The 22,446-nt window shown below is 66.3% G+C and carries 20 protein-coding genes; 9 read left to right on the top strand and 11 right to left on the bottom strand.

Annotation, left to right across the window (positions count from 1 at the left end):
- The first annotated feature begins 47 nt into the window (after positions 1 to 47).
- The gene (locus tag RAM80_RS27480) at positions 48 to 1,370 is read left to right on the top strand and encodes a cation:proton antiporter (RefSeq protein WP_416423526.1); all 1,323 of its coding nucleotides are present in this window, start codon (positions 48 to 50) and stop codon (positions 1,368 to 1,370) included.
- Here RAM80_RS27480 and RAM80_RS27475 read toward each other — a convergent pair.
- On the bottom strand, positions 1,367 to 2,008 hold the full coding sequence (locus RAM80_RS27475; protein ID WP_416423525.1) for an HAD family hydrolase: 642 nt from the start codon (positions 2,006 to 2,008) through the stop codon (positions 1,367 to 1,369). The genes RAM80_RS27480 and RAM80_RS27475 overlap by 4 nt on opposite strands.
- Positions 2,009 to 2,191: 183 nt before the next feature.
- On the opposite strand from RAM80_RS27475, the gene RAM80_RS27470 reads away from it, so the two are divergent.
- On the top strand, positions 2,192 to 2,674 hold the full coding sequence (locus tag RAM80_RS27470) for a DUF4142 domain-containing protein (RefSeq protein WP_416423524.1): 483 nt from the start codon (positions 2,192 to 2,194) through the stop codon (positions 2,672 to 2,674).
- Between the two features lie 77 nt (positions 2,675 to 2,751).
- Here RAM80_RS27470 and RAM80_RS27465 read toward each other — a convergent pair whose 3' ends face one another.
- A complete protein-coding gene (locus tag RAM80_RS27465) occupies positions 2,752 to 3,039 on the bottom strand; it encodes a type II toxin-antitoxin system RelE family toxin (RefSeq protein ID WP_416423523.1) in 288 nt (95 codons plus the stop codon).
- A 12-nt stretch (positions 3,040 to 3,051) separates the two neighbouring features.
- On the bottom strand, positions 3,052 to 3,345 hold the full coding sequence (locus tag RAM80_RS27460; RefSeq protein ID WP_416423522.1) for a type II toxin-antitoxin system Phd/YefM family antitoxin: 294 nt from the start codon (positions 3,343 to 3,345) through the stop codon (positions 3,052 to 3,054).
- A 200-nt stretch (positions 3,346 to 3,545) separates the two neighbouring features.
- On the opposite strand from RAM80_RS27460, the gene RAM80_RS27455 reads away from it, so the two are divergent.
- The 3 genes from RAM80_RS27455 to RAM80_RS27445 are packed head-to-tail and all read left to right on the top strand — an operon-like array spanning position 3,546 to position 4,817.
- A complete protein-coding gene (locus tag RAM80_RS27455; RefSeq protein WP_008368335.1) occupies positions 3,546 to 3,764 on the top strand; it encodes a hypothetical protein in 219 nt (72 codons plus the stop codon).
- A gap of 9 nt (positions 3,765 to 3,773) precedes the next feature.
- Entirely contained in the window at positions 3,774 to 4,196 is a 423-nt protein-coding gene (locus tag RAM80_RS27450) for a 3-isopropylmalate dehydratase (protein ID WP_416423521.1), read from the top strand.
- A 39-nt stretch (positions 4,197 to 4,235) separates the two neighbouring features.
- Positions 4,236 to 4,817, top strand: coding sequence for a GNAT family N-acetyltransferase (locus RAM80_RS27445; protein WP_416423520.1), 582 nt, complete (start codon positions 4,236 to 4,238; stop codon positions 4,815 to 4,817).
- Between the two features lie 106 nt (positions 4,818 to 4,923).
- On the opposite strand, the gene RAM80_RS27440 is transcribed toward RAM80_RS27445, so the two are convergent.
- The 6 genes from RAM80_RS27440 to RAM80_RS27415 all read right to left on the bottom strand — a co-directional run bounded on the left by RAM80_RS27440 (position 4,924) and on the right by RAM80_RS27415 (position 15,565).
- On the bottom strand, positions 4,924 to 6,357 hold the full coding sequence (locus RAM80_RS27440; RefSeq protein WP_416423519.1) for an efflux transporter outer membrane subunit: 1,434 nt from the start codon (positions 6,355 to 6,357) through the stop codon (positions 4,924 to 4,926).
- A gap of 17 nt (positions 6,358 to 6,374) precedes the next feature.
- Positions 6,375 to 9,482, bottom strand: a complete 3,108-nt coding sequence (locus RAM80_RS27435; RefSeq protein WP_416423518.1) for an efflux RND transporter permease subunit — start codon at positions 9,480 to 9,482, stop codon at positions 6,375 to 6,377.
- A complete protein-coding gene (locus RAM80_RS27430; RefSeq protein WP_416423517.1) occupies positions 9,479 to 12,676 on the bottom strand; it encodes an efflux RND transporter permease subunit in 3,198 nt (1,065 codons plus the stop codon). The genes RAM80_RS27435 and RAM80_RS27430 overlap by 4 nt, the downstream gene beginning before the upstream one ends.
- On the bottom strand, positions 12,673 to 13,755 hold the full coding sequence (locus tag RAM80_RS27425) for an efflux RND transporter periplasmic adaptor subunit (protein WP_416423516.1): 1,083 nt from the start codon (positions 13,753 to 13,755) through the stop codon (positions 12,673 to 12,675). Before RAM80_RS27425 ends, RAM80_RS27430 begins: the two co-directional genes overlap by 4 nt.
- A 510-nt stretch (positions 13,756 to 14,265) precedes the next feature.
- Positions 14,266 to 14,898: a TetR/AcrR family transcriptional regulator gene (locus RAM80_RS27420; protein WP_416423515.1), complete on the bottom strand. Its 633-nt coding sequence runs from the start codon at positions 14,896 to 14,898 to the stop codon at positions 14,266 to 14,268.
- 61 nt (positions 14,899 to 14,959) lie between these two features.
- Entirely contained in the window at positions 14,960 to 15,565 is a 606-nt protein-coding gene (locus tag RAM80_RS27415) for a LysE family translocator (protein WP_416423514.1), read from the bottom strand.
- 238 nt (positions 15,566 to 15,803) lie between these two features.
- On the opposite strand from RAM80_RS27415, the gene RAM80_RS27410 reads away from it, so the two are divergent.
- Entirely contained in the window at positions 15,804 to 16,799 is a 996-nt protein-coding gene (locus tag RAM80_RS27410; protein ID WP_416423513.1) for a LysR substrate-binding domain-containing protein, read from the top strand.
- A gap of 5 nt (positions 16,800 to 16,804) precedes the next feature.
- Here the strand turns inward: RAM80_RS27410 and RAM80_RS27405 are convergent, their stop codons facing one another.
- Together RAM80_RS27405 and RAM80_RS27400 are read right to left on the bottom strand one after the other, a co-directional pair.
- A complete protein-coding gene (locus RAM80_RS27405) occupies positions 16,805 to 18,331 on the bottom strand; it encodes an aldehyde dehydrogenase (NADP(+)) (protein ID WP_416423512.1) in 1,527 nt (508 codons plus the stop codon).
- Between the two features lie 162 nt (positions 18,332 to 18,493).
- Complete coding sequence (locus RAM80_RS27400; protein ID WP_416423511.1) at positions 18,494 to 19,450, bottom strand: LysR substrate-binding domain-containing protein; 957 nt, start codon at positions 19,448 to 19,450, stop codon at positions 18,494 to 18,496.
- Positions 19,451 to 19,582: 132 nt separating this feature from the next.
- Here RAM80_RS27400 and RAM80_RS27395 point away from each other — a divergent pair, with 132 nt between their 5' ends.
- From RAM80_RS27395 to RAM80_RS27385, 3 genes are read left to right on the top strand one after another with little or no spacing between them, the layout of a single operon-like run.
- Positions 19,583 to 20,542: an ABC transporter substrate-binding protein gene (locus RAM80_RS27395; RefSeq protein WP_416423510.1), complete on the top strand. Its 960-nt coding sequence runs from the start codon at positions 19,583 to 19,585 to the stop codon at positions 20,540 to 20,542.
- Between the two features lie 14 nt (positions 20,543 to 20,556).
- A complete protein-coding gene (locus tag RAM80_RS27390; RefSeq protein ID WP_416423509.1) occupies positions 20,557 to 21,585 on the top strand; it encodes an amidohydrolase family protein in 1,029 nt (342 codons plus the stop codon).
- A gap of 14 nt (positions 21,586 to 21,599) precedes the next feature.
- Positions 21,600 to 22,445, top strand: coding sequence for an amidohydrolase family protein (locus RAM80_RS27385; protein ID WP_416423508.1), 846 nt, complete (start codon positions 21,600 to 21,602; stop codon positions 22,443 to 22,445).
- Position 22,446 lies beyond the last annotated feature (1 nt).

Raw genomic sequence — 22,446 nt, 5'->3', positions numbered from 1 at the left:
CAAAGTCACAGTTAGTACCTGCCACGCACCAAGACGTTGAGGAATCAATGAGTTTCATTCTGTGGATGTCAGTGCTCGGCGCCCTGCTGCTGTTGCTGGCGCTGACCTCGTCCTACCTGCGCTGGCTGCCGATGACCACCTCGGCGGTGTGCCTGGCCTTCGGCATGGCGCTGGGGCCGGTGGGGCTGGGCCTGGTGAACATGGACTTCGCCCGCGCCGCCAGCTGGCTGCAACGCCTCACCGAAATGGCCGTGCTGTTCTCGCTGTTCGGCACCGGCATCAAGCTGCGCCTGGGCCTGCGCCGCACCGCCTGGCGCGCCGCCTACCTGCTGGCCGGGCCGGTGATGCTGCTGTCGATCGCCGGCGTGGCGCTGCTGGCCCACTACGGCCTGCACCTGTCCTGGGGCCTGTCGGCGTTGCTGGGGGCAATGCTCGCGCCCACCGACCCGGTGCTGGCCGCCATGGTCCAGGTCAGCAGCGCCCACGACTTCGACAAGGTGCGCTACGGGCTGTCAGGCGAGGCTGGGCTCAACGACGGCGTGGCCTTCCCGTTCGTGATCTTCGCCCTGATGCTGATCGACCACGTGGAACTGGGCCTGCCCGACATCGGCGCCTGGGCCCTGAAGAACCTGGTGTGGGGGGTGCCGGCGGGGCTGGCCATCGGCTACGGCCTGGGCCGCCTGCTGGGGCAGATGATGATTGCCCTGCGGGTGCGCCACGCCGACAGCGCCGAATCACCCAACGACTTCGTCGCCCTGGCGCTGATCGCCATCAGCTACGTGGTGGCCTATGGCGTGGACGCGTTCGGCTTCCTCGCGGTGTTCGCCGCCGGCGTCGGCCTGCGCCAGGCCGAGGCGCGCGCCTCGCACACCGACATTCCCGCCGAGCACCTGGCCCGGCCGCTGGACCCGCACACCCGCCCCACGCCCCAGGAAGAGCAGGACGACAGCCAGCTGGCCGCCGGCACGATGATGGCCGACATCCTCACCTTCGGCGACCTGGTGGAGCGTTCCATGGAGGTGCTGCTGATCACCCTGCTGGGCGCGGCCCTGTCGCTGTACTGGGACTGGCGCGCCATCGGCCTGGGGCTGGCGCTGTTCTGCGTGATCCGCCCGCTGAGCGTGTGGCTGCTGGTGCGCGGCAAGTACCTGGACGGCCACCAGCGGGCGCTGCTGGGTTGGTTCGGCATTCGTGGCATCGGCTCGCTGTACTACCTGTGCTTCGCCATTGCCCACGGCCTGCCGGCGTCCATCCAGCACAGCGCCATCAGCCTGACGCTGTCGGTGGTGGCGCTGAGCATTCTGCTGCACGGCGTCAGCACCCAGCCGTTGCTGGCGCACTATGAACGCCGCCACCGCAAGGCCGGCTAGAGGCTGGCGAGCAAGGCCTTGAGCGCCTGGTAGTCCGGCACGTGATGGAAGCCGGGCTGGCCGTCGAACTGGGCGAAGTCAGTGTCACCATAGCCGGCGACCCGTGCGCCGGCGGCCAGGCCTGCCTGCACGCCGGGGATGCTGTCATCCACCAGCAGGCACTCATCGGGCGCCAGCTTCAACAACTGGGCGGCGGCCACGATCAGCTCCGGCGACGGTTTCCAGGCATTGACCTCGTAGGCGCTGACGATGTTGCCGTCGAAGGCGTCCCACAGGCCCGCGGTCTTCAGGCAGGTCTCGATCTTGGTGCGCGGGCCGTTGGAGGCCACGCACTTGGGCAGTTTCAGTTCGCGGACGAAATCCAGGGCGCCGGGCATGGCTTCCAGGCCGGCGGCGAACAGCTCCAGGCTGCGGCTGCGGAAGTCGCGCATGAAGGGCTCGGCGTCCAGGTGCGCGTGCTCTTCGCACAACTCGCCGACGAAGATGGCGAACTGCACACCGCGAAAGCGCCGCAGCACTTCCTCGTGGGGCAGGTGAATGTCGCGTTCGGCCAGCAGCTGGCGCAACAGCCCGGCCGCCATGCGTTCACTGTCGACCAGGGTGCCGTCGCTGTCGAAAATAACGCCTTTGATGGTCAATGAGTGGCTCCTGTGGTGGCGTGGTATCAGGCAAAGCCTGCCCCGTGGGCGACACTTTGTCCACCCTGGCGCCCCGGACGCCGCCTGGCGGCAGCTGCTACAGTGCAACTGAGCAAAGCTTCATTTGTCCAAAGCCGGCAAAGCGATTCTCATAGCCCATTTGCTCCGCCCGAGACCTTACCCATGAACCACCGCACAACCCTGCAACTGGGCCTGGCCCTGCTGATCGCCAGCACCGGCACCGCCTTCGCCGCGCCCAACGCCTTCGTCACCAAGGCCATGACCGGCGCCGCCACCCAGGTGCTGCTGGCCCGGCAAGGCGCCGGCAAGTTCCAGCAGCCCGACATGCAGACCTACACCGGGGTGATGGTGAAGGACAACACCATCATCAGCGAGCAGCTGACCGACGTGGCGAAGAAGCTCGATATCGACCTGCCGCCAGCCCCCACCAAGGCCGCCCCCGCCCCTGCCGTGGCCGGCAAGACCGCCGAAGCCAGCTTCGCCCTGTACCAGGTCAAGGTCACCCAGGACCTGGCCAGCCTCTATGAAGCCGAGGTCAACAGCAACGACGCCCCCGAGCTCAAGGCCTTCGCCCTGGCGCAGCTCAAAGACGTGCAACGCCACGGCAAGATGGCCCAGCGCCTGTCCAAAACCTACAAAAAGTAACCCCAGCCCCCCCGTAGCAGCTGCCGCAGGCTGCGTCCCCAGCCACCGCGAACCCCGGACGCAGCCTGCGGCAGCTGCTACACGCGCTCGGCGGCTGCGTCATAGACTTCGCTGTCGCGCCGGGCTCCCACGGCAATGATCAGCACGATGATCGACTGGCCGTCCACCCGGTAGACAATCCGCGTGTCCCCCGTCCTGATCCGTCGGCAGCCAGCAAGGCTGCCCCTCAGCGGCTTCCCGACCTTGTCGGGCTCGCCATTGACGATGCGCTCCTCAATCACGTCGAGTATGCGGTTGGCCGCGTAGGCGCCAAGCTGATCGAAGTCGTCCGTGACTTCCGGATGGTAAATAACCGCCCAAGTCATTGGGCCTCCTTGTCATTGATCGTTGTTGGCGTAGCGCGCACGCATGTCCGAATGAGAGATGACCTTGGCGGCGTCGAACGTCGCCAGCCGGTCACGCGCAGCCGCTTCAATGCGCAGGTTCTCCAGCTCATCCTGCATATCCTGGTAAGCCTGGACGTTCAAAATGACCGCCGCAGGCTCGTTATCTTTGAACACCACCAGCCGATCGGTTGCCCGGCTGGTCACTTCCTTGAGCTTGGCACTGAAGCCCCGTACCAGGGCCGTGACCGAAACAGCCTGTTCAGCACGGTCAAGCAATGAAGCCATGACGACCTCCTTAACAGATAATTACGCATACTTTTGTACATGTTTTAAAGCATACAGCATTACAGTGGGCGGGATCAGAAGCCAAGGCTGCCGCCGGTCGCCATATCCACCCCATCACCTCGCCCAACGATTGTCCCGCCCCTGTCACCATTGAGTGCTACCTTGATGTGATCCTCGCAAAACCGCCTCAAGGAGCGATCATGGCCCATCAGATGTTTTCCAGTGTCATTGCCTACTCGCAGCACTGCGAACGGGTGATCAAGGAGATGTTGCATGCCCGCCCCAGCCTCGACCGGCAGAAGGTGATGACCTGGGTGGACGAGCAGAGCCACGCCCATTCCGAAGGGGAACCGCTGGAGTACCTGAAGGCGCTGAGCGCCAAGGTGCGCGCCGGCCTGCCCATGCCCTGGGACAAGTGAGGGAACGCCATGCGCCTGATCTGTACGGCAATGTGTGTAATGCTGGTCAGTGGTTGTTCGTCCTACCGCAGCGACCACCCCGACCCCGTGCCCAAGGAACGCCTGCTGGGCCTGCAAGCGCCGCTGGACAACGCCAGCACCCTGGTGGTGCGCCGTGACATCGGCATGCTCGGTGGCGGCTGCTACGTGGCGGTGAAGGTCGACCGCACCGTGGTGGCACGCATCGGCATCGGCGAGATCGCCACCTTCAACGTGCCCGCTGGCGACCGCATCGTCGGCATCGCCACCGACACCGCCGACGACACCCTGTGCGGCAAGGGCAGCCTGAACCGCGAGATCCTCGTGCAGGCCAGCGCCGGGCAGGCGGAAAACGTGCGCATCGTCAGCGAAAACAAGCAGGGCTTCGCGATTTTGCAGGACAAAAAGCCGTAGACTTCGCAGGTCATTCACTCGCGTATTGGCAGGACCTGCATGCAAGCACTCGAAGGCCCGCGCATTCTGTTGCGGCCGCTGCAACCCGACGACGCCACCGCCCTGGTGGCCGCCGCCAGCGATGGCGAACTGTGGACCCTGCCCTTCACCGTGGTGCCCTCGGCCGCCACGGTGCAGGGCTATATCGAAGCGGCGCTCAAGGGCCGCGACGCCGGCACGGTGCTGCCCTACGTGACGGTGCTCAAGGACACCGGCGAGGTCATTGGCAGCACGCGTTTCTGGAAGGTCGACCGGGTGAACCGCAAGCTGGAGATCGGCAGCACCTGGATCGCCGCGCGCTGGCAGCGCAGCTTCGTCAACACCGAGGCCAAGTACCTGATGCTGCGCTTTGCCTTCGAGACGCTGAATTGCGTGCGGGTGCAGTTCACCACCGACGAGATCAACGCCAGGTCACGGGCGGCGATCCTGCGCCTGGGGGCAAAACAGGAAGGGATCGTGCGCAACGAACGGATCATGCCTGACGGGCGCAAGCGCAATTCGGTGCGGTTCAGTGTGATTGATGAGGAATGGCCGCAGGTGCGGGCGCAGCTCGAAGCGCGATTACAGCCACACCGCCCGTAGCCGCTGCCGCAGGCTGCGCTGGCCCTATGCCTCGCTGAACATCTCCAGCGGACGCCAGGGCCAGCGCAGCCTGGCGGCACCGGCTACAGGTAGGGGGGCCGGCCGCTTATTCCCCGGTCCACGACCCACCCAGCGCCGCCTGCAGCTGCACGCTGGTGACCAGCTGCGTCGCCACCAGGCTCAGCAGCGTCTGCCGCTCGCTGAGGCTGGTGGCCTGGGTGGTCGCCACGTCCAGGTAGTCGATCACCCCCGCCTCATACTGGTCGCGGCTCACCGAGGCCGACTCTTCCGCCGACTGCGCCGAGGCGCGGCGCGCCACCAGCTCCGGCTCCAGGGTACGCAGCTCCACCAGGTAGTCCTCGACCTCGCCCAGGCCGGTCAGCACCGTCTGCCGGTAAGTCGCCACCTTGGCGTCATAGGCAAATTTCGCCTGCTCCACCGCGGCCTTGGTAGCGCCGAAGTCGAGGATAGTGCCGGTCAGGCTCGGGCCGATGGACCAGAAGCGGTTGGGCACCGAGAACAGGTTGCTGATGGTCGAACCCTGGTAGCCGCCGCTGGCGCTCAGGGTCAGGTCGGGGTAATACGCGGCGGTCGCCACGCCCACGGCGGCATTGGCGGCAGCCATCTGGCGTTCGGCGGCGGCGATGTCCGGGCGGCGTTCCAGCAGGCGGCTCGGCACGCCCAGGGGCACGGTAGGCACGTGGTACTGCCAGCCCGCGTCCACCGCCAGGGCGAAGTCGGCCGGCGCCTTGCCGATCAGCAGCGCAATGGCGTGCTCGTACTGGGCGCGCTGCCATTGCAGGTCGAGCATCGACGCCTGGGCACTCTGCAGCTGGGTCTTGCCGGTGGCCAGGTCGGCACGCGAGGAGATCTGCTCGTCGTACTTGTTCTGGATCACCTGCAGGTAGCGCTGGTAGCCCTTGATGGTCTCGCCGTACAGGGCAATGCGCTGGTCGAGGATGCGCAGCTGGAAGTAGTCCTGGGCCAGGGTCGACTGGGCGCTGAGGGTGGCGTTGGCCAGGTCCGCGGCGCTGGCCTGGGCGCTGGCGCGGTCTTCTTCGACGGTGCGGCGCAGCTTGCCCCAGATGTCGGCTTCCCAGCTCAGGCTGAGGCTGGCCGAGTGTTCGTTCTTCGGCGAGGCGGCGCTGGAGGTGCTGGTGCTGCTGCTCGACGAGCCGGTGCCGGTTTCGCTGCGGGTGCTGGACGCCGTGCCGGTCAGGGTGGGGAACAGGTCGGCGCGCGACTCGCGCACCAGCGCCAGGGCCTGGCGGTACTGGGCAGCGTACAGCGCCACGTTCTGGTTATTGACCTGCACCTGGGCCACCAGCGCGTTCAGCTGCGGGTCCTGGTACAGCTCCCACCAGGGGCCCTTGGGCAGCTCGTCCTGGGGGCTCGCCGCTTTCCAGCCCTCGGCCTCCTTGAAGGTGGTGGAGATGGGCGCGGTGGGCTTCTTGTAGTCCGGGCCGACCATGCAGCCGCCCAGCAGGGTGCTGGCCAGCAGCACGGCAACGCAGAGACGGGAAGGCAGTGGAGCGTTCATTCATTAACCCTTGTCAGTCAGCCGGGCACGTGGGTGCGGCGGATACGCGTGTGCCAGAAGTGCCGGGTGGCGCGGCTGGCACGGTCGAGATAGAGGTACACCACCGGGGTGGTGAACAGCGTCAACAATTGGCTCAACGCCAGGCCGCCAGCGATGGCCACGCCCAGCGGCTTGCGCAGGTCGGCGTCGCCGCCGCTGCCCAGGGCCAGCGGCAAGGCGCCGAAGAACGCCGCCAGGGTGGTCATCATGATCGGCCGGAAACGCATGCGGCAGGCTTCGATGATCGCCTGTTCGGGCGGCAACTTGCGCTCGCGCTCGGCCACCAGGGCGAAGTCGATCATCATGATGGCGTTCTTCTTGACGATACCGATCAGCAACAGGATGCCGATCAGCGCGATCACCGTCAGCTGCATGTTCACCGCCTTGAGCAGCAACAACGCCCCTACCCCCGCCGACGGCAGCGTCGACAGGATGGTCAGCGGGTGGATGTAGCTCTCGTACAGCACGCCCAGCACGATGTACACCGCCAGCAAGGCCGCGGCGATCAGCCACGGCATGCTCGCCGCCAGCGCCGCGTAGGCCTGGGCGGTGCCGGCAAAGCCGGCCTGGATGTCCCGTGGCAGGCCGACCTTGTCGACGGCGGCGTTGATGGCTGCGGTGGCCTGTTCCAGCGACACGCCGTCCTGCAGGTTGAAGGCGATGGTGCTGGTGGCCGACTGGCCCTGGTGCGCCACTGCCAGCGGCGCGTTGTCGGGGCTGAAGGTGGCGAACGCGGTCAGCGGCACCTGCTGATTGTCACTGTTGATCACGTACATGCGTTGGAGCATGGTCGAGTCACTGGTGTACACCGGGTCCAGGCCCATCACCACGTGGTACTGGTTGAGGGTCTTGTACAAGGTGGCCACCTGGCGCTGGCTGTACGAGTTGTTCAGCAGGTTGTCGATGTCACTGACGCTGACGCCCAGGCGGCTGGCGGCGGCGCGGTCGATGTGCAGCTTGAGCTCCTGGCCGCCGGTCTGGCTGTCGGAGTCGATGCCGGTCAGCTCGGGCAAGGCGCGCAGCGCCGCCTCCACCTTGGGCTCCCACACCCGCAGCAGGTCGAGGTCGTCGGCCTGCAGGCTGAACTGGTAGGTGGCGTTGGCGCTGCGGCCGCCCACGCGGATGTCCTCGGCGGGCATCAGGAACAGCTGGATGCCGGCGACCTTGTTGTTGGCCTTGGTCAACCGGTTGGCGATGGCCGCGGCGCTGCTGGTGCGCTGCTTGTAGTCCTTGAGGCGGATGAAGAAGTCGCCGGTGTTACGCGAGCCGGCGCGGCCGCTGCCGGTGGACGACATCACTGCCTCCACGTCGGGGTCGGCGGCCAGGTCGTGGGCGATCTGCATCAGGTGCGGCTTGAGCGCCTGGAACGAGATGTTCTGGTCGGCGCGCACGGCGCCCATCAGCACCCCGGTGTCCTGGGCCGGGAAGAAGCCTTTCTGCACCGTGGCGTACAGGTAGACGTTGAGCACCACGGTCAGCAGCAGGCTGAACATGGTCAGCAGGCGGTGGCGCATCACCCAGCCCAGCGCGGCGATGTAGGCGCCCTGCAGGCGCGCCAGCGCGGCTTCGATCCACTGGTAGATGCGCGGCTCCCGGGCGTCGTGCGCCGGCTGGCGCAGCAGCATCACGCACAGCACCGGGGTCAGGCTCAGGGACACCACCATGGACAGCGCCAGGGCGATGCTCAGGGTCACGGCGAACTCGCGGAACAGCCGGCCGACGATGCTGCCCATCAGCAGGATGGGGATGAACACGGCGATCAACGACAGGGTCATGGACAGCACCGTGAAGCCCACCTCGCGGGTGCCCATCAGCGCCGCCCGCAGCGGGCGCATGCCCATCTCCTGGTAGCGGGCGATGTTCTCCAGCACCACGATGGCGTCGTCCACCACGAAACCGGTGCAGATGATCAGCGCCATCAGCGACAGGTTGTCGAGGCTGTAGCCCAGCAGGTACATGATCGAACAGGTGCCGATCAGCGACACCGGCAGCACCACCGCCGGAATCAGCGTGGCGCGCAGGTTGCGCAGGAACACGAAGACCACGGCGATCACCAGCAGGGTGGCGATCAGCAGGGTTTCCTCGGTGTCGTGCAGCGAGGCACTGACCGTGGGGCCACGGTCGATCACCGGGATCAGCTGCACGTCGCCGGGAATCTCGCGTTGCAGCTCGGGGATCAGCGCCTTGATGCTGTCGATGGTCTGCAGCATGTTGGCGCCGGCCTGGCGGGTGACGCCCAGGGTTACCGACGGCTGGCCGTTGTAGTAGCCGCCGACGAAGGCGTCTTCCACCGAGTCGTAGACGTTGGCCACGTCACTCAGGCGCACGGCCGTGCCATTCTGGTAGGTGATCACCAGCTGCTGGTAATCCACTGCCTTGTCGATCTGGTCGTTGCCGTCGATCACCCAGCTCTGGCCGTCGCCCTGGAGGATGCCCTTGGGCTTGGCCTTGGTGGCGTTGTCGATGGCTTCGCGCACGGTCTCAAGCGAAATGCCGGCGTTGGCCAGCAGGTTGGGCTGGATATCGATACGCACCGCCGGCAATGCGCCGCCGCGCACCGACACCTCGCCCACGCCGTTGACCTGGGAGATTTTCTGCTGCAGCTTGCTGTAGGCCAGGTCGTAGAGCTCGCCCGGGCTGCGCGTGGACGAGGTCAGCGCCAGCATCAGCACCGGCGCCTCCGAGGGGTTGGCCTTGCGGTAGGTGGGCAGCGACGGCATGGAGCTGGGCAGCAGGCTGCGCGAGGCGTTGATGGCGGCCTGCACGTCGCGGGCGGCGCCGTTGATGTCGCGGTCCAGTTCGAACTGCAGAATCAGCGTGGTCGAGCCCTGGCTGCTGGTGGACGTCATCTCGGTGATGCCGGCAATCTGCCCCAGGCTGCGCTCCAGCGGCGTGGCCACCGTGGCGGCCATGGTCTCGGGGCTGGCGCCGGCCAGCGAGGCGCTGACCATGATGGTGGGGAAATCCACCTGGGGCAACGGCGCCACCGGCAGCAGCTTGTAGCCCAGGATGCCGGCCAGGGTGATGCTCAGGCTCAGCAGCAGCGTGGCTACCGGCTTGCGGATGAACAGCCGCGACAGGTTCATGCCTGCGCCCTGCCACGGTTGAGGCGGGCCTTGGCGCGCTCGCTGATGCGGTCAAACATCAGGTAGATCACCGGCGTGGTGAACAGCGTCAGCACCTGGCTCAGCAGCAGGCCGCCGACGATCACCAGGCCCAGCGGCCGGCGCAGCTCGGCGCCGGCGCCGGTGGCGAGCATCAGCGGCAAGGCGCCGAACAGCGCCGCCAGGGTGGTCATCAGGATCGGCCGCAAGCGCAGCAGCGCCGCCCGGTGGATGGCGTCGCGCGCGTTCAGGCGCTGGTGCTGGCGGCCCTCCAGGGCGAAGTCGATCATCATGATGGCGTTCTTCTTGACGATACCGATCAGCAGAATCACCCCGATCAGGGCGATCAGGCTGAACTCGGTGCCGGTCAGCAGCAGCGCCAGCAAGGCGCCGATGGCCGCCGAGGGCAGCGTCGAGAGGATGGTCACCGGGTGGATGAAGCTCTCGTAGAGCATGCCCAGCACGATGTACATGGTGATCAACGCCGCCAGGATCAGCCACAGGGTGTTGCCGGTGGCGGTCTGGAACGCGTCGGCGGCGCCCTGGTAGCGCAGGGTAATGCTGCTGGGCGCCTGCAACTCGGTCATCACTTCGCTGATGGCCTGCTGCGCCTGCTCCAGGGAATAGCCGTCGGCCAGGTTGAACGACAGGGTCACGGCCGGGAACTGGTCCAGGCGGCTCAGCGACAGCGAACCGGTGCGCTGGCCGACCTTGGCGATGTCGGTCAGGCGCACCATCTGCGCGGCGGTGGTGGTGGTCGACGAGCTGGTGGTCGAGGCACTGCTGCCGGTGGTCGTGCCCGTGGTGGTGGTCACCGTGCTGCTGTTGCTGCCGGTGGTGCTGGTGGTGGCCGCGGCCAGGTAGATGTTGTCGAACGCCGCCAGGTTCTGCTGGAACTTGCCCGGCACCTGCAGCACCACGCGGTACTGGTTGGACTGGGTGAAGATGGTCGAAATCAGGCGCTGGCCGAAGGCGTTGTACAGCGCGGTGTCGACGTCGGACGCGGTGATGCCGTAGCGCATGGCTGCGGCGCGGTCCAGTTCCACGTAGGCCACCAGGCCCTGGTCCTGCAGGTTGTCGATGACGTCGCGCATTTCCTTGCGGTGCTGCAGCTTCTCCATCAGTTTGGGGATCAGCGCCGACAGGTTGGCGCTTTCCGAGTCGTCCAGGGTGAACTGGTACTGGCTGGGCGTCAGTTGGTCGTCGACGGTGAGGTCCTGGGAGCTGACCAGGTTCAACTGCAGGCCGGGCACGTCCTTGGCGGCCTTTTCCAGGCGGGTGATGACCTGGGTGGCGGTGTCGTCGCGGTCCTCGAACGGCTTGAGTTCGATCTGCAGGCGGCCGTTGTTCAGCGAGCCGTTATTGCCGTCCACGCCAATGGTGGACGACACCGATTCCACCGCCGGGTCCTGGCGCACCACCTCGACCATGGCCTGCTGGCGCCGCTCCATTTCACCGAAGGAGACGTCCTGGGAGGCGCGGGTGAAGCCCTGGATCAGGCCCGTGTCCTGGGTGGGGAAGAAGCCCTTGGGCACCACCAGGTAGAGGAAGCCGGTAAGGGCCACGGTGCCCACCGCCACCAGCAGGGTCAGGCGCTGGTGGTCCAGCACCCACACCAGGCCGCGGTCGTAGGCGTTCAGCACCTTGTGGTACTGGTGGTCGCCCCATTGCGCGAAGCGGCTCTGGCCGCCTTCGGGCACGTGGCGCAGCAGGTGCGCGCAGAGCATGGGCGTCAGGGTCAGGGAAATGACCATGGACACCAGGATCGCCACCGCGAGGGTGATGGCGAACTCGCGGAACAGGCGGCCGACCACGTCGCCCATGAACAGCAGCGGGATCAGCACGGCGATCAGCGAGAAGGTCAGCGAGATGATGGTGAAGCCGATTTCCTGCGAGCCTTTCAGCGCCGCAGCCATGGGCTCCTCGCCCTCCTCAAGGTGCCGCGAGATGTTCTCCACCACCACGATGGCGTCGTCGATGACGAAGCCGGTGGCGATGGTCAGGGCCATCAGCGTCAGGTTGTTCACGCTGAAGCCGGCCAGGTACATCACGCCGAAGGTGCCGATCAGCGACAGCGGCACCGCCAGGCTGGGGATCAGGGTGGCGGTGAAGTTGCCGAGGAAGGCGAAGGTCACCAGCACCACCAGGCCGATGGACAGCAGCAGCTCGATCTGCACGTCCTTGATGGAGGCGCGGATGGTCTGGGTGCGGTCACTGATGACGGTGAGCTTGACCGAGTCGGGCAACGCTGACTGCAGGGTGGGCAGCTTCTGCTTGATGCTGTCCACCACCTCGATGACGTTGGCGCCGGGCTGGCGCTGCACGTTGATGACGATGGCCGGCTTGCCGTTGGCGCTGGCCGACAGGTACTGGTCCTGGGGCGCCTCGGCCGTGGTGGCGACGTCTTTCAAGCGCAGGGCCGCGCCGTTTTCATAGGCCAGCACCAGCTCGCCGTATTCCACGGCGTCGCGCAGCTGGTCGTTGGCGTCGATGGTGATGGAGTGCGAGGGGCCGTCGAAGCCGCCCTTGGAGCCGTTGACGTTGGCGGCGTTGACCTTGTCGTACACGTCTTCAAGCGTCAGGCCGTGGGCCGCCAGGCTGGTGGGGTTGACCTCGATCTTCACCGCCGGCTGCTGGCCGCCGGCCAGGCTGACCATGCCCACGCCGGAAATCTGCGAGAGCTTGAGCGCCACGCGGGTGTTGATCAGGTCCTGCACGCGGGTCAGCGGCAGGCTGTCGGAAGTGGCGGACAGGGTCAGCACCGCCGTGTCGGCCGGGTTCACCTTCTTGTAGGTGGGCGGGTTCGGCAGGTCGCTGGGCAGCAGGCTGTCGGCGGCGTTGATGGCCGCCTGCACTTCCTGCTCGGCCACGTCCAGGGACAGGTCCAGGGAGAACTTCAGGGTAATCACCGAGGCACCGGCCGAACTGGTCGAGTACATCTGCGACAGGCCCGACATCTGCCCCAGCTGGCGCTCCAGCGGCGCGGTGACCGCCGAGGCCAGCACGTTGGAGCTGGCGCCGGGGTACAGGGTGCTGACCTGGATGGTGGGGTAATCCACTTCGGGCAGGGCCGAGGTGGACAGCAGCCGGTAGGCGAAGATACCCGCCAGCATCACCGCCAGCATCAGCAGCACGGTGGCGACCGGGCGCTGGATAAAGAGTCTGGACGGGTTCATTCGGTTTGCGCGCCGGCTGCGGGCTTGGCGGTTTTAGCCGGCTTGGCGCTGGCGCCGGTGTCGGGTTTCTCCACCTCGACCTTGCTGCCATCGCGCAGGTGATCGATGCCGCGGGTCACCACCTGTTCGCCGGCGGCCACGCCCTGGGTGATCACGGTCTGTTCGCCGAACACCGGGCCCACCTTGATGGTGCGGCGCTGCACCTTGCCGTCCTTCACCGCGTAGAGAAACTCACCGTCGCTGCTCAACTGCACGGCCGCCGAGGGCACCACCACCGCGTTGTGCAGGGTGTCGGTGGTCAGCTTCACGTTGACGAACTGGTTGGGGTAGAGCTTCTCGTCCGGGTTGTCGAACAGCGCCTTGAGCTTGATGCTGCCAGTGCTGGTGTCGATCTCGTTGCTGATGAACTTCAGGGTGCCGTTGGCCAGCGGCGTGGTGCCCAGCTGGTCCAGCGCCTGCACGCCCAGCACTTCACCCTTGCGCACCTTGGGCAGCAGGGTTGCCAGCTGCGCCTGGGGAATGCTGAAGGTCACGGCGATGGGGTTGGTCTGGGTCACGGTGACGATGCCGGTGGTGCTGCTGGACGCGACGATGTTGCCCGGGTCCACCAGGCGCAGGCCGACGAAGCCATCGATGGGCGAGACGATCTTGGCGTAGATCAGGTTCAGCTTGGCGGCGTCGATCTGCGCCAGGTCGGCCTTCACCGCGCCCTGGTACTGGCCGACGGTGGCCATTTGCGTGTCCAGGTCCTGCTTGGCGATGGAGTCCTTGGCGAACAGGCGCTGGTAGCGCGCGGCGGTCAGCTGGGCGCTTTTGAGCAGCGCCTGGTTCTGCGCCAGGTCGCCCTGGTACTGGTCCAGGGTGGCCTGGTAGGCCCGCGGGTCGATCTGCGCCAGCAACTGGCCCTTCTTCACGAACTGGCCTTCGGTGAAGTACACCGCCATCAGCTCGCCGTCGACGCGGCTGGTGACTGTCACCGAATAATTGGGGATCACCGTGCCCAGCGCCTGCTGGATCACCGGCACGTCGGCGGTGCCAGCGGTGCCGACCGCGACGCTGACCGTGGCGTTGGCATCCATGCCCGGCCCACCGTGCCGGCCACCCGGGCCTGCGGCACGCGCGGCACCGGCTTCAGGGGTTTCGCTGGACGACGGGGTGTGCCGAACGTAGATAAAGGCCGCACCAATGGCTGCGGCTATCAGGAGCACAAGCACGAGGCGCTTGCGAGAGCGGGCTGCCGGGATCTGGGTCATTGAAAGCTTCTGCGTGGGCAATGGACAAGGGAGGTAACGGGCGTCAGGTCTGCTTTGGGCACATCACTTGGCAGCATAGCCAGTAAATGTGCAGGGAATGTGCAGACATCGCCTGCGAGGCGAGCCGCAGGGTAAGAGCAGTGAGGGGCCGGTAAGTTCATTGGGGCATTTGACCCTGCCCTGCCCCCCATGCCAACCCTGACGAACGGGCTTTGCCATTTATTTACAAAATGTTGACGAAGAGCCCACACCCCCGTAGCAGCTGCCGCAGGCGGCGTCCGCTCTCACCGCGGTGTCCCGGGAAAACCGCAGCGGCCGCTGCTGCGGGTTTTGCGATCACGCGCGAATGGAGGCTTCCAGGTGCGCCAGGTAGCCATCGAACCGCGCCACCAGGTCCAACTGCTCCGGGAACCGCAGCCATTGCAGCTGCAACCCGTCCATCATCGCCAGGCACTCCTGCACCACCCCGCCCAGGTCGACGTCGGCGCGCACCTCGCCCAGCGCCACCAGCTCCTGCAACTGCCCCACCATGCGCGCATGAATGGTGCTGTAGCGCCCCTGGAACCAGGCCCAGGCCGGGTGGCCTTCCACCAGGCTTTCGGCGTTGAGCATGCTGAAGGCGCGGATCACCCCCGGCGCCGTGGCGTTGGAGCGGTTGATGGCGCTGAGGCTGCCCAGCAGCCCGCTGAGGGTGGGTTCGCCGCGCACCTCGTCGGCGATTTTCTGGCTGACCGCGTCGCGGCGGTCCAGCACGCCCATCAACAGCGCGGTCTTGTTGGGGAAATGGTGCAGCACCCCGGCGACGGAAATACCGACGATTTCGGCGATGCGCGCAATGGAGGCGCCGCCGTAGCCTTCCAGGGAAAACATCTGCAAAGCCGCGTCCAGCAGCTCTTCGCGGCGTTTCTCGCCCTTGGGCGCGCGGCGCTGGCGCGGCGCGGGTTTGGCAGGTTGGGAATCAGCAGTCATGAACAGCGTCTTTTATTATCCAGGCCCCACCCTAGCGCGATCCGCCCGGCCACGGCAAATCTCAGCCCTTGAGCAGCGGGTACAACGACAGCACCAGCATCAGCGCCATGCCCCAGTTGAACAGGCGCAACCAGCGCGGCTGGCTGAGCACCGTGCGCAGCGCGCTGCCACAACTGACCCACAGCGCCACGCTGGGCAGATTGATGAGGGCGAACAGCGAGGCAATCACGAACACGTTCACCAGGTAGCCCTGGGCCGGCGCGTAGGTGGTGATGGCGCCGATGGCCATGATCCAGGCCTTGGGGTTGACCCACTGGAACGCTGCCGCGCCCAGGAAGCTCATGGGCCTGCGGGTATCTTCCACGGCGGCGGACGGCGGCCCGGAGCGGGCAATTTTCCACGCCAGGTACAGCAAGTAACTGGCACCGGCCCAGCGCAGCACCGTGTAGGCCCAGGGCAGCACCTTGAACACCTCGCCCAGGCCCAGCCCCACGGCAATCACCATCACCATGAAGCCCAGGCTCACCCCCAGCGCGTGGGGCATGGAGCGGCGGAAACCGAAGTTCACCCCCGAGGCCAGCAGCATGGTGTTGTTGGGGCCCGGAGTGATGGACGACACCAGGGCGAACAGGGCGAAGGCGTACAGCAGGTCGAGGGAGGACAGCATGGGAAGGACTCCGGGGGGCAGGCTGAGAACACTACGGCATCACCCTGCGGGGCAGCAGATACAGCTAGGCAAAATTGGACCAGTACAATTTTTAAAACACCAAAACAGCACCATTACAGATTGCCGTGCGATGCCCCTCCTTAACCATTCGCTCAAACCCGATGATGTTTTTCTCAATGGACGCAGCCCCTCCCCTACCCCCACCTTGAGTCACGCTAAAATGGCCGAGGTACACACTGTGAAGCATCTCGACTGGTATCTGCAGATCAACCTGAAGGCGCGGCACTTGCGCCTGCTCGTGGCGATCGACACCTACCGCAATCTGACCCAGGTGGCCGAGGTCACCCATGTCACCGTGCCTGCCGTGTCGAAGTCACTGGCGGAACTGGAGCGCGGGCTTGGCCTGGCGTTGTTTTCACGCACGGCACGGGGCTTGATGCCCACGCCGTACGGCGACTGCCTCATTCGCCACGCGCGCACCATGCTGGGAATCCTGCACCAGGCCCGCGACGAACTGAAAGCGCTGAGCTCGGGCGCCGAAGGCAAGGTGCGCATCGGCATGTTGCCGGCTTCGGCGTCGGTGCTGGTGCCGCAGGCGTTGAGCCTGCTCAAGGAGCAATCGCCGGGTACCAACGTGACGGTGATCGAAGGCACCACCGAATCGCTGCTGCCCGAGCTGTGGCAGGGCCGTCTTGACCTGGTGGTGGGCCGCCTGCCGCCCCCCGACACCCTCGGCAGCTTCGAGGAACAGGAACTGCTCGAAGAACCCGTGGTGCTGATGACCGGCCGCCACCACCCGCTTGCCCGCAGGAAAACCCTGGAATGGTCGGACCTGTGCGCCTACCCCTGGATCCTGCCGCCACCGGGCTCGATCCTGCGCGACCCGCTGGAACGGGCGCTCGAAGCGAATGACGTGCCCCTGAGCAACAACTACATCGAGACCCTGTCGATTCACGTTGTCCGCGCCCACCTGCAAGTCTCGGACTTCATTGCGGTCATGGCCGAGTCACTCGCTAATGACGCGGTACAACCGTTCCATAAGCTGCCACTGAACCTGCCCCGGCTGCTGCGCCCGACCGGGGTGCTGTGGAACCGCAACCGTGGCCTCACACCCAGTGCCGAGCTCATGGTGGCCTGCCTGCAAGGGGCCGCCGAGCAGCTCCTCACAGGCTTTACCCCCACGTCCTCCCCGGCCAAGGCCAGGCGCACCCGCCCAGCAACGGATGCGCGCTGATACGGCTACTGCAGATCGTTCGGCAGGACGCTGTCCGGCAGGTTCTGGTAGCAGACCGGACGCAACCAGCGGCGAATGGACAGCGTGCCCACCGAGGTGGCGCCAAAGTTGGTGGACGCCGGGTAAGGCCCGCCATGGACCATCGCATCGCAGACCTCCACGCCAGTGGGGAAGCCATTGACCAGCACGCGCCCGGCCTTGCGTTCAAGGATCGGCAGCAGGTCGTTGGCGATGGCGCAATCCGCCTCATCCATGTGCAGGGTGGCGGTCAATTGCCCGCCGAGGGACTGGGCGACTTCGCGCATTTGCGCCAGGTCGTCCACAGTGACGATCATGCCGAGTGGGCCGAAGACCTCTTCGCCGAGCAGGTGATTGGCCAGCCAGTCCCGGCCGCTCACGCAGAAGAGGTCAGGCGAGGCGTCACGCACGTCGCAGGACGAAGCCAGCAGCGAGCGCACGCTGGCGTGTGCGGCAATGCGGTCGCGCCCGCCGCGGTAGGCCGCCGCGATGCCGGCGGTGAGCATGGCCTGCGGCGGGGTCTGGGCCAGGGCGGCACGCGCGGCCTCGGCAAAATCGACGCCGTCGGTGCCTTGCATCACCACGGCGATGCCCGGGTTGGTGCAGAACTGCCCCGCGCCCAGGGTCAGCGAAGCGGCCCAGCCGGCACCGATTTCCGCACTGCGCGCCGCCAACGCGGCCGGCAGCAAGAACATCGGGTTGACCGACCCCAGCTCACCAAAAAACGGGATGGGCTCAGGCCGCGCCATGCACAGGTCAAACAGCGCCCGGCCACCGCCAAGGGAGCCGGTGAAGCCCACGGCGCGGATCAACGGGTGCTGCACCAGCGCTTCGCCCACGTCGCGCCGGCCACCTTGAATCAGCGAGAACACGCCGGGGTGGATGCCACAGCGCGTGATGGCGGCAACCACCGCCTGCGCAACGATTTCGCTGGTGCCAGGGTGCGCGGAATGCCCCTTGACCACCACCGGGCAGCCCGCCGCCAGCGCCGACGCGGTGTCGCCGCCTGCCACCGAAAACGCCAGCGGGAAGTTCGAGGCGCCGAAGACCGCGACCGGGCCAATCGGCCGTTGCATCAGGCGCAGCCTGGGGCTCGACGCGGATTGTGGGTGGGTCAGGTCGGTATCGGTGCGGCGGTCCAGGTAGTCACCCTGGCAAATATGGGCGGCGAACAGACGCAGTTGCATCACGGTGCGCCCGCGCTCGCCGATCAGCCGGGCCACGGGCAAGCCGGTTTCCTGGCTGCCGATCTCGGTGATCAGGTCGGCGCGTGCCTCGATTTCATCGGCAATGGCCTCCAGGAACACCGCGCGCGCCTCCCGGGAGCTGTAGCCAAAGGAGCAGAACGCCGCTTCGGCGGCCCGGCAGGCCTCATCGACCAGCGCGGGCGTACCCACCGAGAACGAGTGCGCGGGCCCGTGGGCCGGGGCAGAGCTGAACCGGGCTGGCGTTGCAACCTGCACCCCCGCGATAAAGTGTTGCCCGTGGGGGACGAAAGTAGACACGACGCTCATGGGGCATCCTTCAGGTAGGTCAGTAGGGGACTGGAGCGCGCCGGACAGGCGCACCCAGACAGGCACCGCGATAGTGTCGATGCCCCCCTTCAGGGTCCATTGAGAAAACCCACCCACGCTTTAAGCGTATGGTTAACCCCAGGCCCGACTGCCTGCGCGCGACTACGCGGGTGACAGCTCGCCCAGGCGCGCCGACTGGTGCCGGGCAGCCTCTTCCAGGCACTCGACCATCAGCTCGGCACTGGGTGTCAGACCACGGTCGCGGTTCCACAACACGCCCACCGGCCGCACCAGCCTGGGCATTTTCAAGGGCAGCACATGCAGGGGCTGCACGGGGTCGCTGGCGATCGACACCGCCATGATCGCAATGGCATCGGACACGCGCAGGTGCGCGCGGACGACGTGAATCGAAAGCGTCTCGATGTAATCGCTGCTCAGCGGTACGTCATTGGCTTCCAGCACCCGCTCCAGCGGGTCGCGCAGCAGCGAGCCGGGGGGCGGCAGTATCCAGGCGTAGGGGCTGAGGTCCGACCACTCCACGGTCTTCCTGCGGGCCAGCGGGTGATGCAGGCCGGTCATCAGTACCACCGGTTCTTCCAGCAATTCCTTCTCTTCGAAGCTGCCGAGGGTGCCCGGCGGTGGCATGCGGCCGACCACCAGGTCGAGGCGGCCCTGCCAGAGCTCGGGCAGCAGCGACTCCATGGTGCCCTCGATGATCGTCACATTGGTGCTGGCCGAGCGTTGCTTGAGCAGGCCAAGCGCCTGGGGCAGCAGCACCGAGGCCGAGGCCGGCAGCATGCCGATGCGGATCTTGCCCTCCGCCCCCGAACTCAAGGCCTTGAGCTGGTCGCGGGCGTCATGCAGCACCGTCAACATGGAGCGCGCATGCCGAATCAGGCACTCGCCATAGGGTGTGGGCATCAGGCCCTGGGTGGTGCGCGAGAACAACGCCAGCCCCAGGCCGCGCTCCAGTTCGCTCAATGACTTCGACACCGCCGGCACGGTCACGTGCGTGACCTCGGCCACCTGGGTCAGGTTGCGGTACGTGTCGATGGCCACCAGCAGGCGCAGGTGGCGCGCCTTCAGGTTGACCTGCAGGTACCAGTCGAACTCTGCCATGCGGTGCTCCTCAGCGTCTTTACCATTTCGTTAAGCCTAACCCATTTTTACTCAATCGACCGGCACGCCACTCGCGAGCACCATAGGTCCACACGTAGCCGTTTGACAAAAATCACCCCTCAGGAAAGATCAATGTCAGTTCATCTCAAGATTGCCATCGCCGATCATCCCCATACTGCTGCGATCCGCAGCGGCGCCATCAAGATCGAAGGCGTGGAAGCCGAATTCGTCACGGTGAAGCCGCAGATCGCCGCGTTCCGCCGCATGGTCCGCGATGTCGAATTCGATGTCTGCGAAATTGCCCCCACCACCTACATCATCGCCCGTGCCTATGGCGCTCCGTTCGTGGCCCTGCCGATTTTCGTCGTGCGGCGCTTCCACCATTCAGGCCTGCTGGTGCGCCCGGATGCCGGCATCAAGACCCCGAAGGATCTTGAAGGCAAGAAGGTCGGCGTGCGCGCCTACTCGGTGACCACGGGCGTGTGGACCCGCCAGGTGCTGATGGACGAGTTCGGCCTCGATTCGAGCAAGGTCACCTGGGTGGTCGACGACGAAGAACACGTGACGCAGCTCGAGCTGCCCGCCAACGTGATCCACGCCACCCGCCCACTGGCCGAGATGATGGCTGACGGCGAACTGGCCGCAGGCTTTGGCGGCGCCGCCGGCATCGGCCGTACAGGCAACCCTGTCGACGGCTGGAAGGAAGTGGCGGCCGACTACCCCGATCTCTTCCCCAATGCCGCTGAAATCGAAGCCGAGTACTACGCACGCACCGGCGTCTACCCCATGCACGGCACCATCGTCGTCAAGGACTCGATCCTGGCCGAGCACCCATGGGTGGCCAAGGCCATCTACGACGCCTTCGAGCAGGCCAAGCAGGACTACCTGGCCCGGCTTGATAGCGGCGATGCCACCAGCGAGACCGATAAAAAATACCTCGAACTGCGCGAAGTCGTCGGCCACGACCCACTGCCCTACGGCATCGAAGCCAACCGCAAGACCATCGAGGCCCTGGAGTCGACAGCGTTCAAGCAGGGCCTGACGCCGCGGCGCATGGCCATGGACGAGCTGTTCGTGGATCCCCAGGCCTGAATTTTCCGGAGCACATGATGATTATTGATTGCCACGGTCATTTCACCACCGTACCCGCGTCGTTCCGAGAGTGGCGCGCCAAGCAGATCGAATTCGCCGACGACCCGCTCAACGCGCCGGCGCGGTCTGGCGCCCATGTGACCGACGAACAGATTCGCGAGGGCGTCGGCAACGGCCAGTTGCGCCTGCAAAAGGAACGCGGCGGCGACCTCACCCTGTTCTCGCCGATCGCCGGCCTGATGAGCCACCACCTAGGCAACGAACGCACCAGCCAGGAATGGGCGGAAATCTCCAACGACCTCGTGCGCCGGGTCTGCGACATCTACCCCGACAACTTCGTGCCCGTGTGCCAGCTGCCCCAGTCGCCCCTGGCGCCGCCGAAGAACTCCGTCGCCGAGCTGCGCCGCTGCGTGGAGCAGATGGGCTTCGTGGGCTGCAACCTCAACCCCGACCCCAGCGGCGGCTACTGGACCGGCACGCCGATTACCGACCGCGAGTGGTACCCGCTGTACGAGGCCATGTGCGACCTGGACGTGCCGGCCATGGTCCACGTCGCCGCGTCGTGCAACCCCTGCCACCACGGCACCGGGGCGCACTATCTGAACGCCGACACCTCGGTGTTCATGCAACTGCTGCAAAGCGACCTGTTCAAGGACTTCCCTACCCTGCGCCTGGTCATCCCCCACGGTGGCGGCGCCGTGCCCTACCACTGGGGGCGCTACCGCGGCATGTCGCTGGAGATGGCCAAGCGCCCGCTCGAAGGGCTGCTGGACAACATCTTCTTCGACACCTGCGTCTACCACCACCCCGGCGTCGAGCTGCTGACCAAAGTGGTGCCCACCAGCAACGTGCTGTTCGGCTCGGAAATGGTCGGCGCCGTACGCGGCCGGGACCCGGACACCGACCATTACTTCGACGACACCAAGCGCTACCTGGACGCCTGCACCGCGCTGACCGATGCCGACCGCCACGCCATCTTCGAAGGCAACGTGCGCCGCGTCTACCCGCGTCTCGACAAGCATCTGAAGGCCAAAGGCAAGTAAGCCAGGGACAGACCATGAACATTATCGATATCCACCCGCACATCATCTCCGACGACGACAAGCGCTACCCGCCCGCCCCGCTGTTCGGCAAGCGTTCAGACTGGTCGCAGGAGCGCCCCAACACCGTCGAGGCGCTGGTGCAGGCCATGGACGAAGCCGGCGTCGCCAAGGCCGCCATCGTCCACTCCTCGACCACCTACGGCTTCGACAACCGCTACGTCGTCGATGGCTGCAACCAGTATAAGGATCGGCTCGTCGCCGTTGGCTCGGTGGACATGCTGGCTGACGACGTGCCCGCGGTGATCAAGGCCTGGGTCGACCAGGGCCTCGCCGGCCTGCGCATTTTCACCGGCGGTTCGACCAAGGACTTCGACCCCAGCGAGCTGGATAACCCCAAGTCGTTCAAGGCCTGGGAAATGCTCGCCGAGCTGAACCTGCCGATGTGCATCCAGACCGGCCCGACCGGCTTGCCCTACGTGCGCATGCTGGCCGAGAAATTCCCCGGGGTGAACATCATCCTCGACCACCTGGGCCGCCCGGACGTGCTCGACGGCCCGCCCTACGCCAACGCCGCCAGCCTGTTCGCGCTCGCCGACCTGCCCAACCTCTACCTGAAGCTGACGCCGCGCATCTTCGGCGACGTGGCAAAGGACAAGGCCAGCGCCGAGACCTTCTTCCCCCTGGTCGTCAAGGCGTTCGGCGCCCGGCGCATGGCCTGGGGCTCCAATTTCCCCACCTCGCCCGGCACCCTCAAGGAAATCCTGGCGACCGCCGAGCAGGGCCTGGCCTGCCTCACCGATGAAGACCGCCAGTGGATCTTCGGCAAGACCGCGCAAGCGCTGTACCCGGCACTGCGCTGAG

This window comes from Pseudomonas sp. App30 (assembly GCF_047947025.1).
Taxonomy (GTDB): Bacteria; Pseudomonadota; Gammaproteobacteria; order Pseudomonadales; family Pseudomonadaceae; genus Aquipseudomonas.
This window is presented reverse-complemented; position numbering and strand designations above follow the sequence as displayed.

What these genes read in the sequence shown, in the direction of transcription:
- RAM80_RS27420 (WP_416423515.1), bottom strand. Translation starts at nt 14,898, where the DNA reads ATGACTGCTGATTCCCAACCTGCCAAACCCGCGCCGCGCCAGCGCCGC.
- RAM80_RS27450 (WP_416423521.1), top strand. Translation starts at nt 3,774, where the DNA reads ATGCGCCTGATCTGTACGGCAATGTGTGTAATGCTGGTCAGTGGTTGT.
- RAM80_RS27435 (WP_416423518.1), bottom strand. Translation starts at nt 9,482, where the DNA reads ATGAACCTGTCGCGGCTGTTCATCCGCAAGCCGGTAGCCACGCTGCTG.
- RAM80_RS27470 (WP_416423524.1), top strand. Translation starts at nt 2,192, where the DNA reads ATGAACCACCGCACAACCCTGCAACTGGGCCTGGCCCTGCTGATCGCC.
- RAM80_RS27455 (WP_008368335.1), top strand. Translation starts at nt 3,546, where the DNA reads ATGGCCCATCAGATGTTTTCCAGTGTCATTGCCTACTCGCAGCACTGC.
- RAM80_RS27395 (WP_416423510.1), top strand. Translation starts at nt 19,583, where the DNA reads ATGTCAGTTCATCTCAAGATTGCCATCGCCGATCATCCCCATACTGCT.
- RAM80_RS27440 (WP_416423519.1), bottom strand. Translation starts at nt 6,357, where the DNA reads ATGAACGCTCCACTGCCTTCCCGTCTCTGCGTTGCCGTGCTGCTGGCC.
- RAM80_RS27405 (WP_416423512.1), bottom strand. Translation starts at nt 18,331, where the DNA reads ATGAGCGTCGTGTCTACTTTCGTCCCCCACGGGCAACACTTTATCGCG.
- RAM80_RS27480 (WP_416423526.1), top strand. Translation starts at nt 48, where the DNA reads ATGAGTTTCATTCTGTGGATGTCAGTGCTCGGCGCCCTGCTGCTGTTG.
- RAM80_RS27465 (WP_416423523.1), bottom strand. Translation starts at nt 3,039, where the DNA reads ATGACTTGGGCGGTTATTTACCATCCGGAAGTCACGGACGACTTCGAT.
- RAM80_RS27415 (WP_416423514.1), bottom strand. Translation starts at nt 15,565, where the DNA reads ATGCTGTCCTCCCTCGACCTGCTGTACGCCTTCGCCCTGTTCGCCCTG.
- RAM80_RS27390 (WP_416423509.1), top strand. Translation starts at nt 20,557, where the DNA reads ATGATGATTATTGATTGCCACGGTCATTTCACCACCGTACCCGCGTCG.
- RAM80_RS27425 (WP_416423516.1), bottom strand. Translation starts at nt 13,755, where the DNA reads ATGGATGCCAACGCCACGGTCAGCGTCGCGGTCGGCACCGCTGGCACC.
- RAM80_RS27400 (WP_416423511.1), bottom strand. Translation starts at nt 19,450, where the DNA reads ATGGCAGAGTTCGACTGGTACCTGCAGGTCAACCTGAAGGCGCGCCAC.
- RAM80_RS27445 (WP_416423520.1), top strand. Translation starts at nt 4,236, where the DNA reads ATGCAAGCACTCGAAGGCCCGCGCATTCTGTTGCGGCCGCTGCAACCC.
- RAM80_RS27385 (WP_416423508.1), top strand. Translation starts at nt 21,600, where the DNA reads ATGAACATTATCGATATCCACCCGCACATCATCTCCGACGACGACAAG.
- RAM80_RS27430 (WP_416423517.1), bottom strand. Translation starts at nt 12,676, where the DNA reads ATGAACCCGTCCAGACTCTTTATCCAGCGCCCGGTCGCCACCGTGCTG.
- RAM80_RS27460 (WP_416423522.1), bottom strand. Translation starts at nt 3,345, where the DNA reads ATGGCTTCATTGCTTGACCGTGCTGAACAGGCTGTTTCGGTCACGGCC.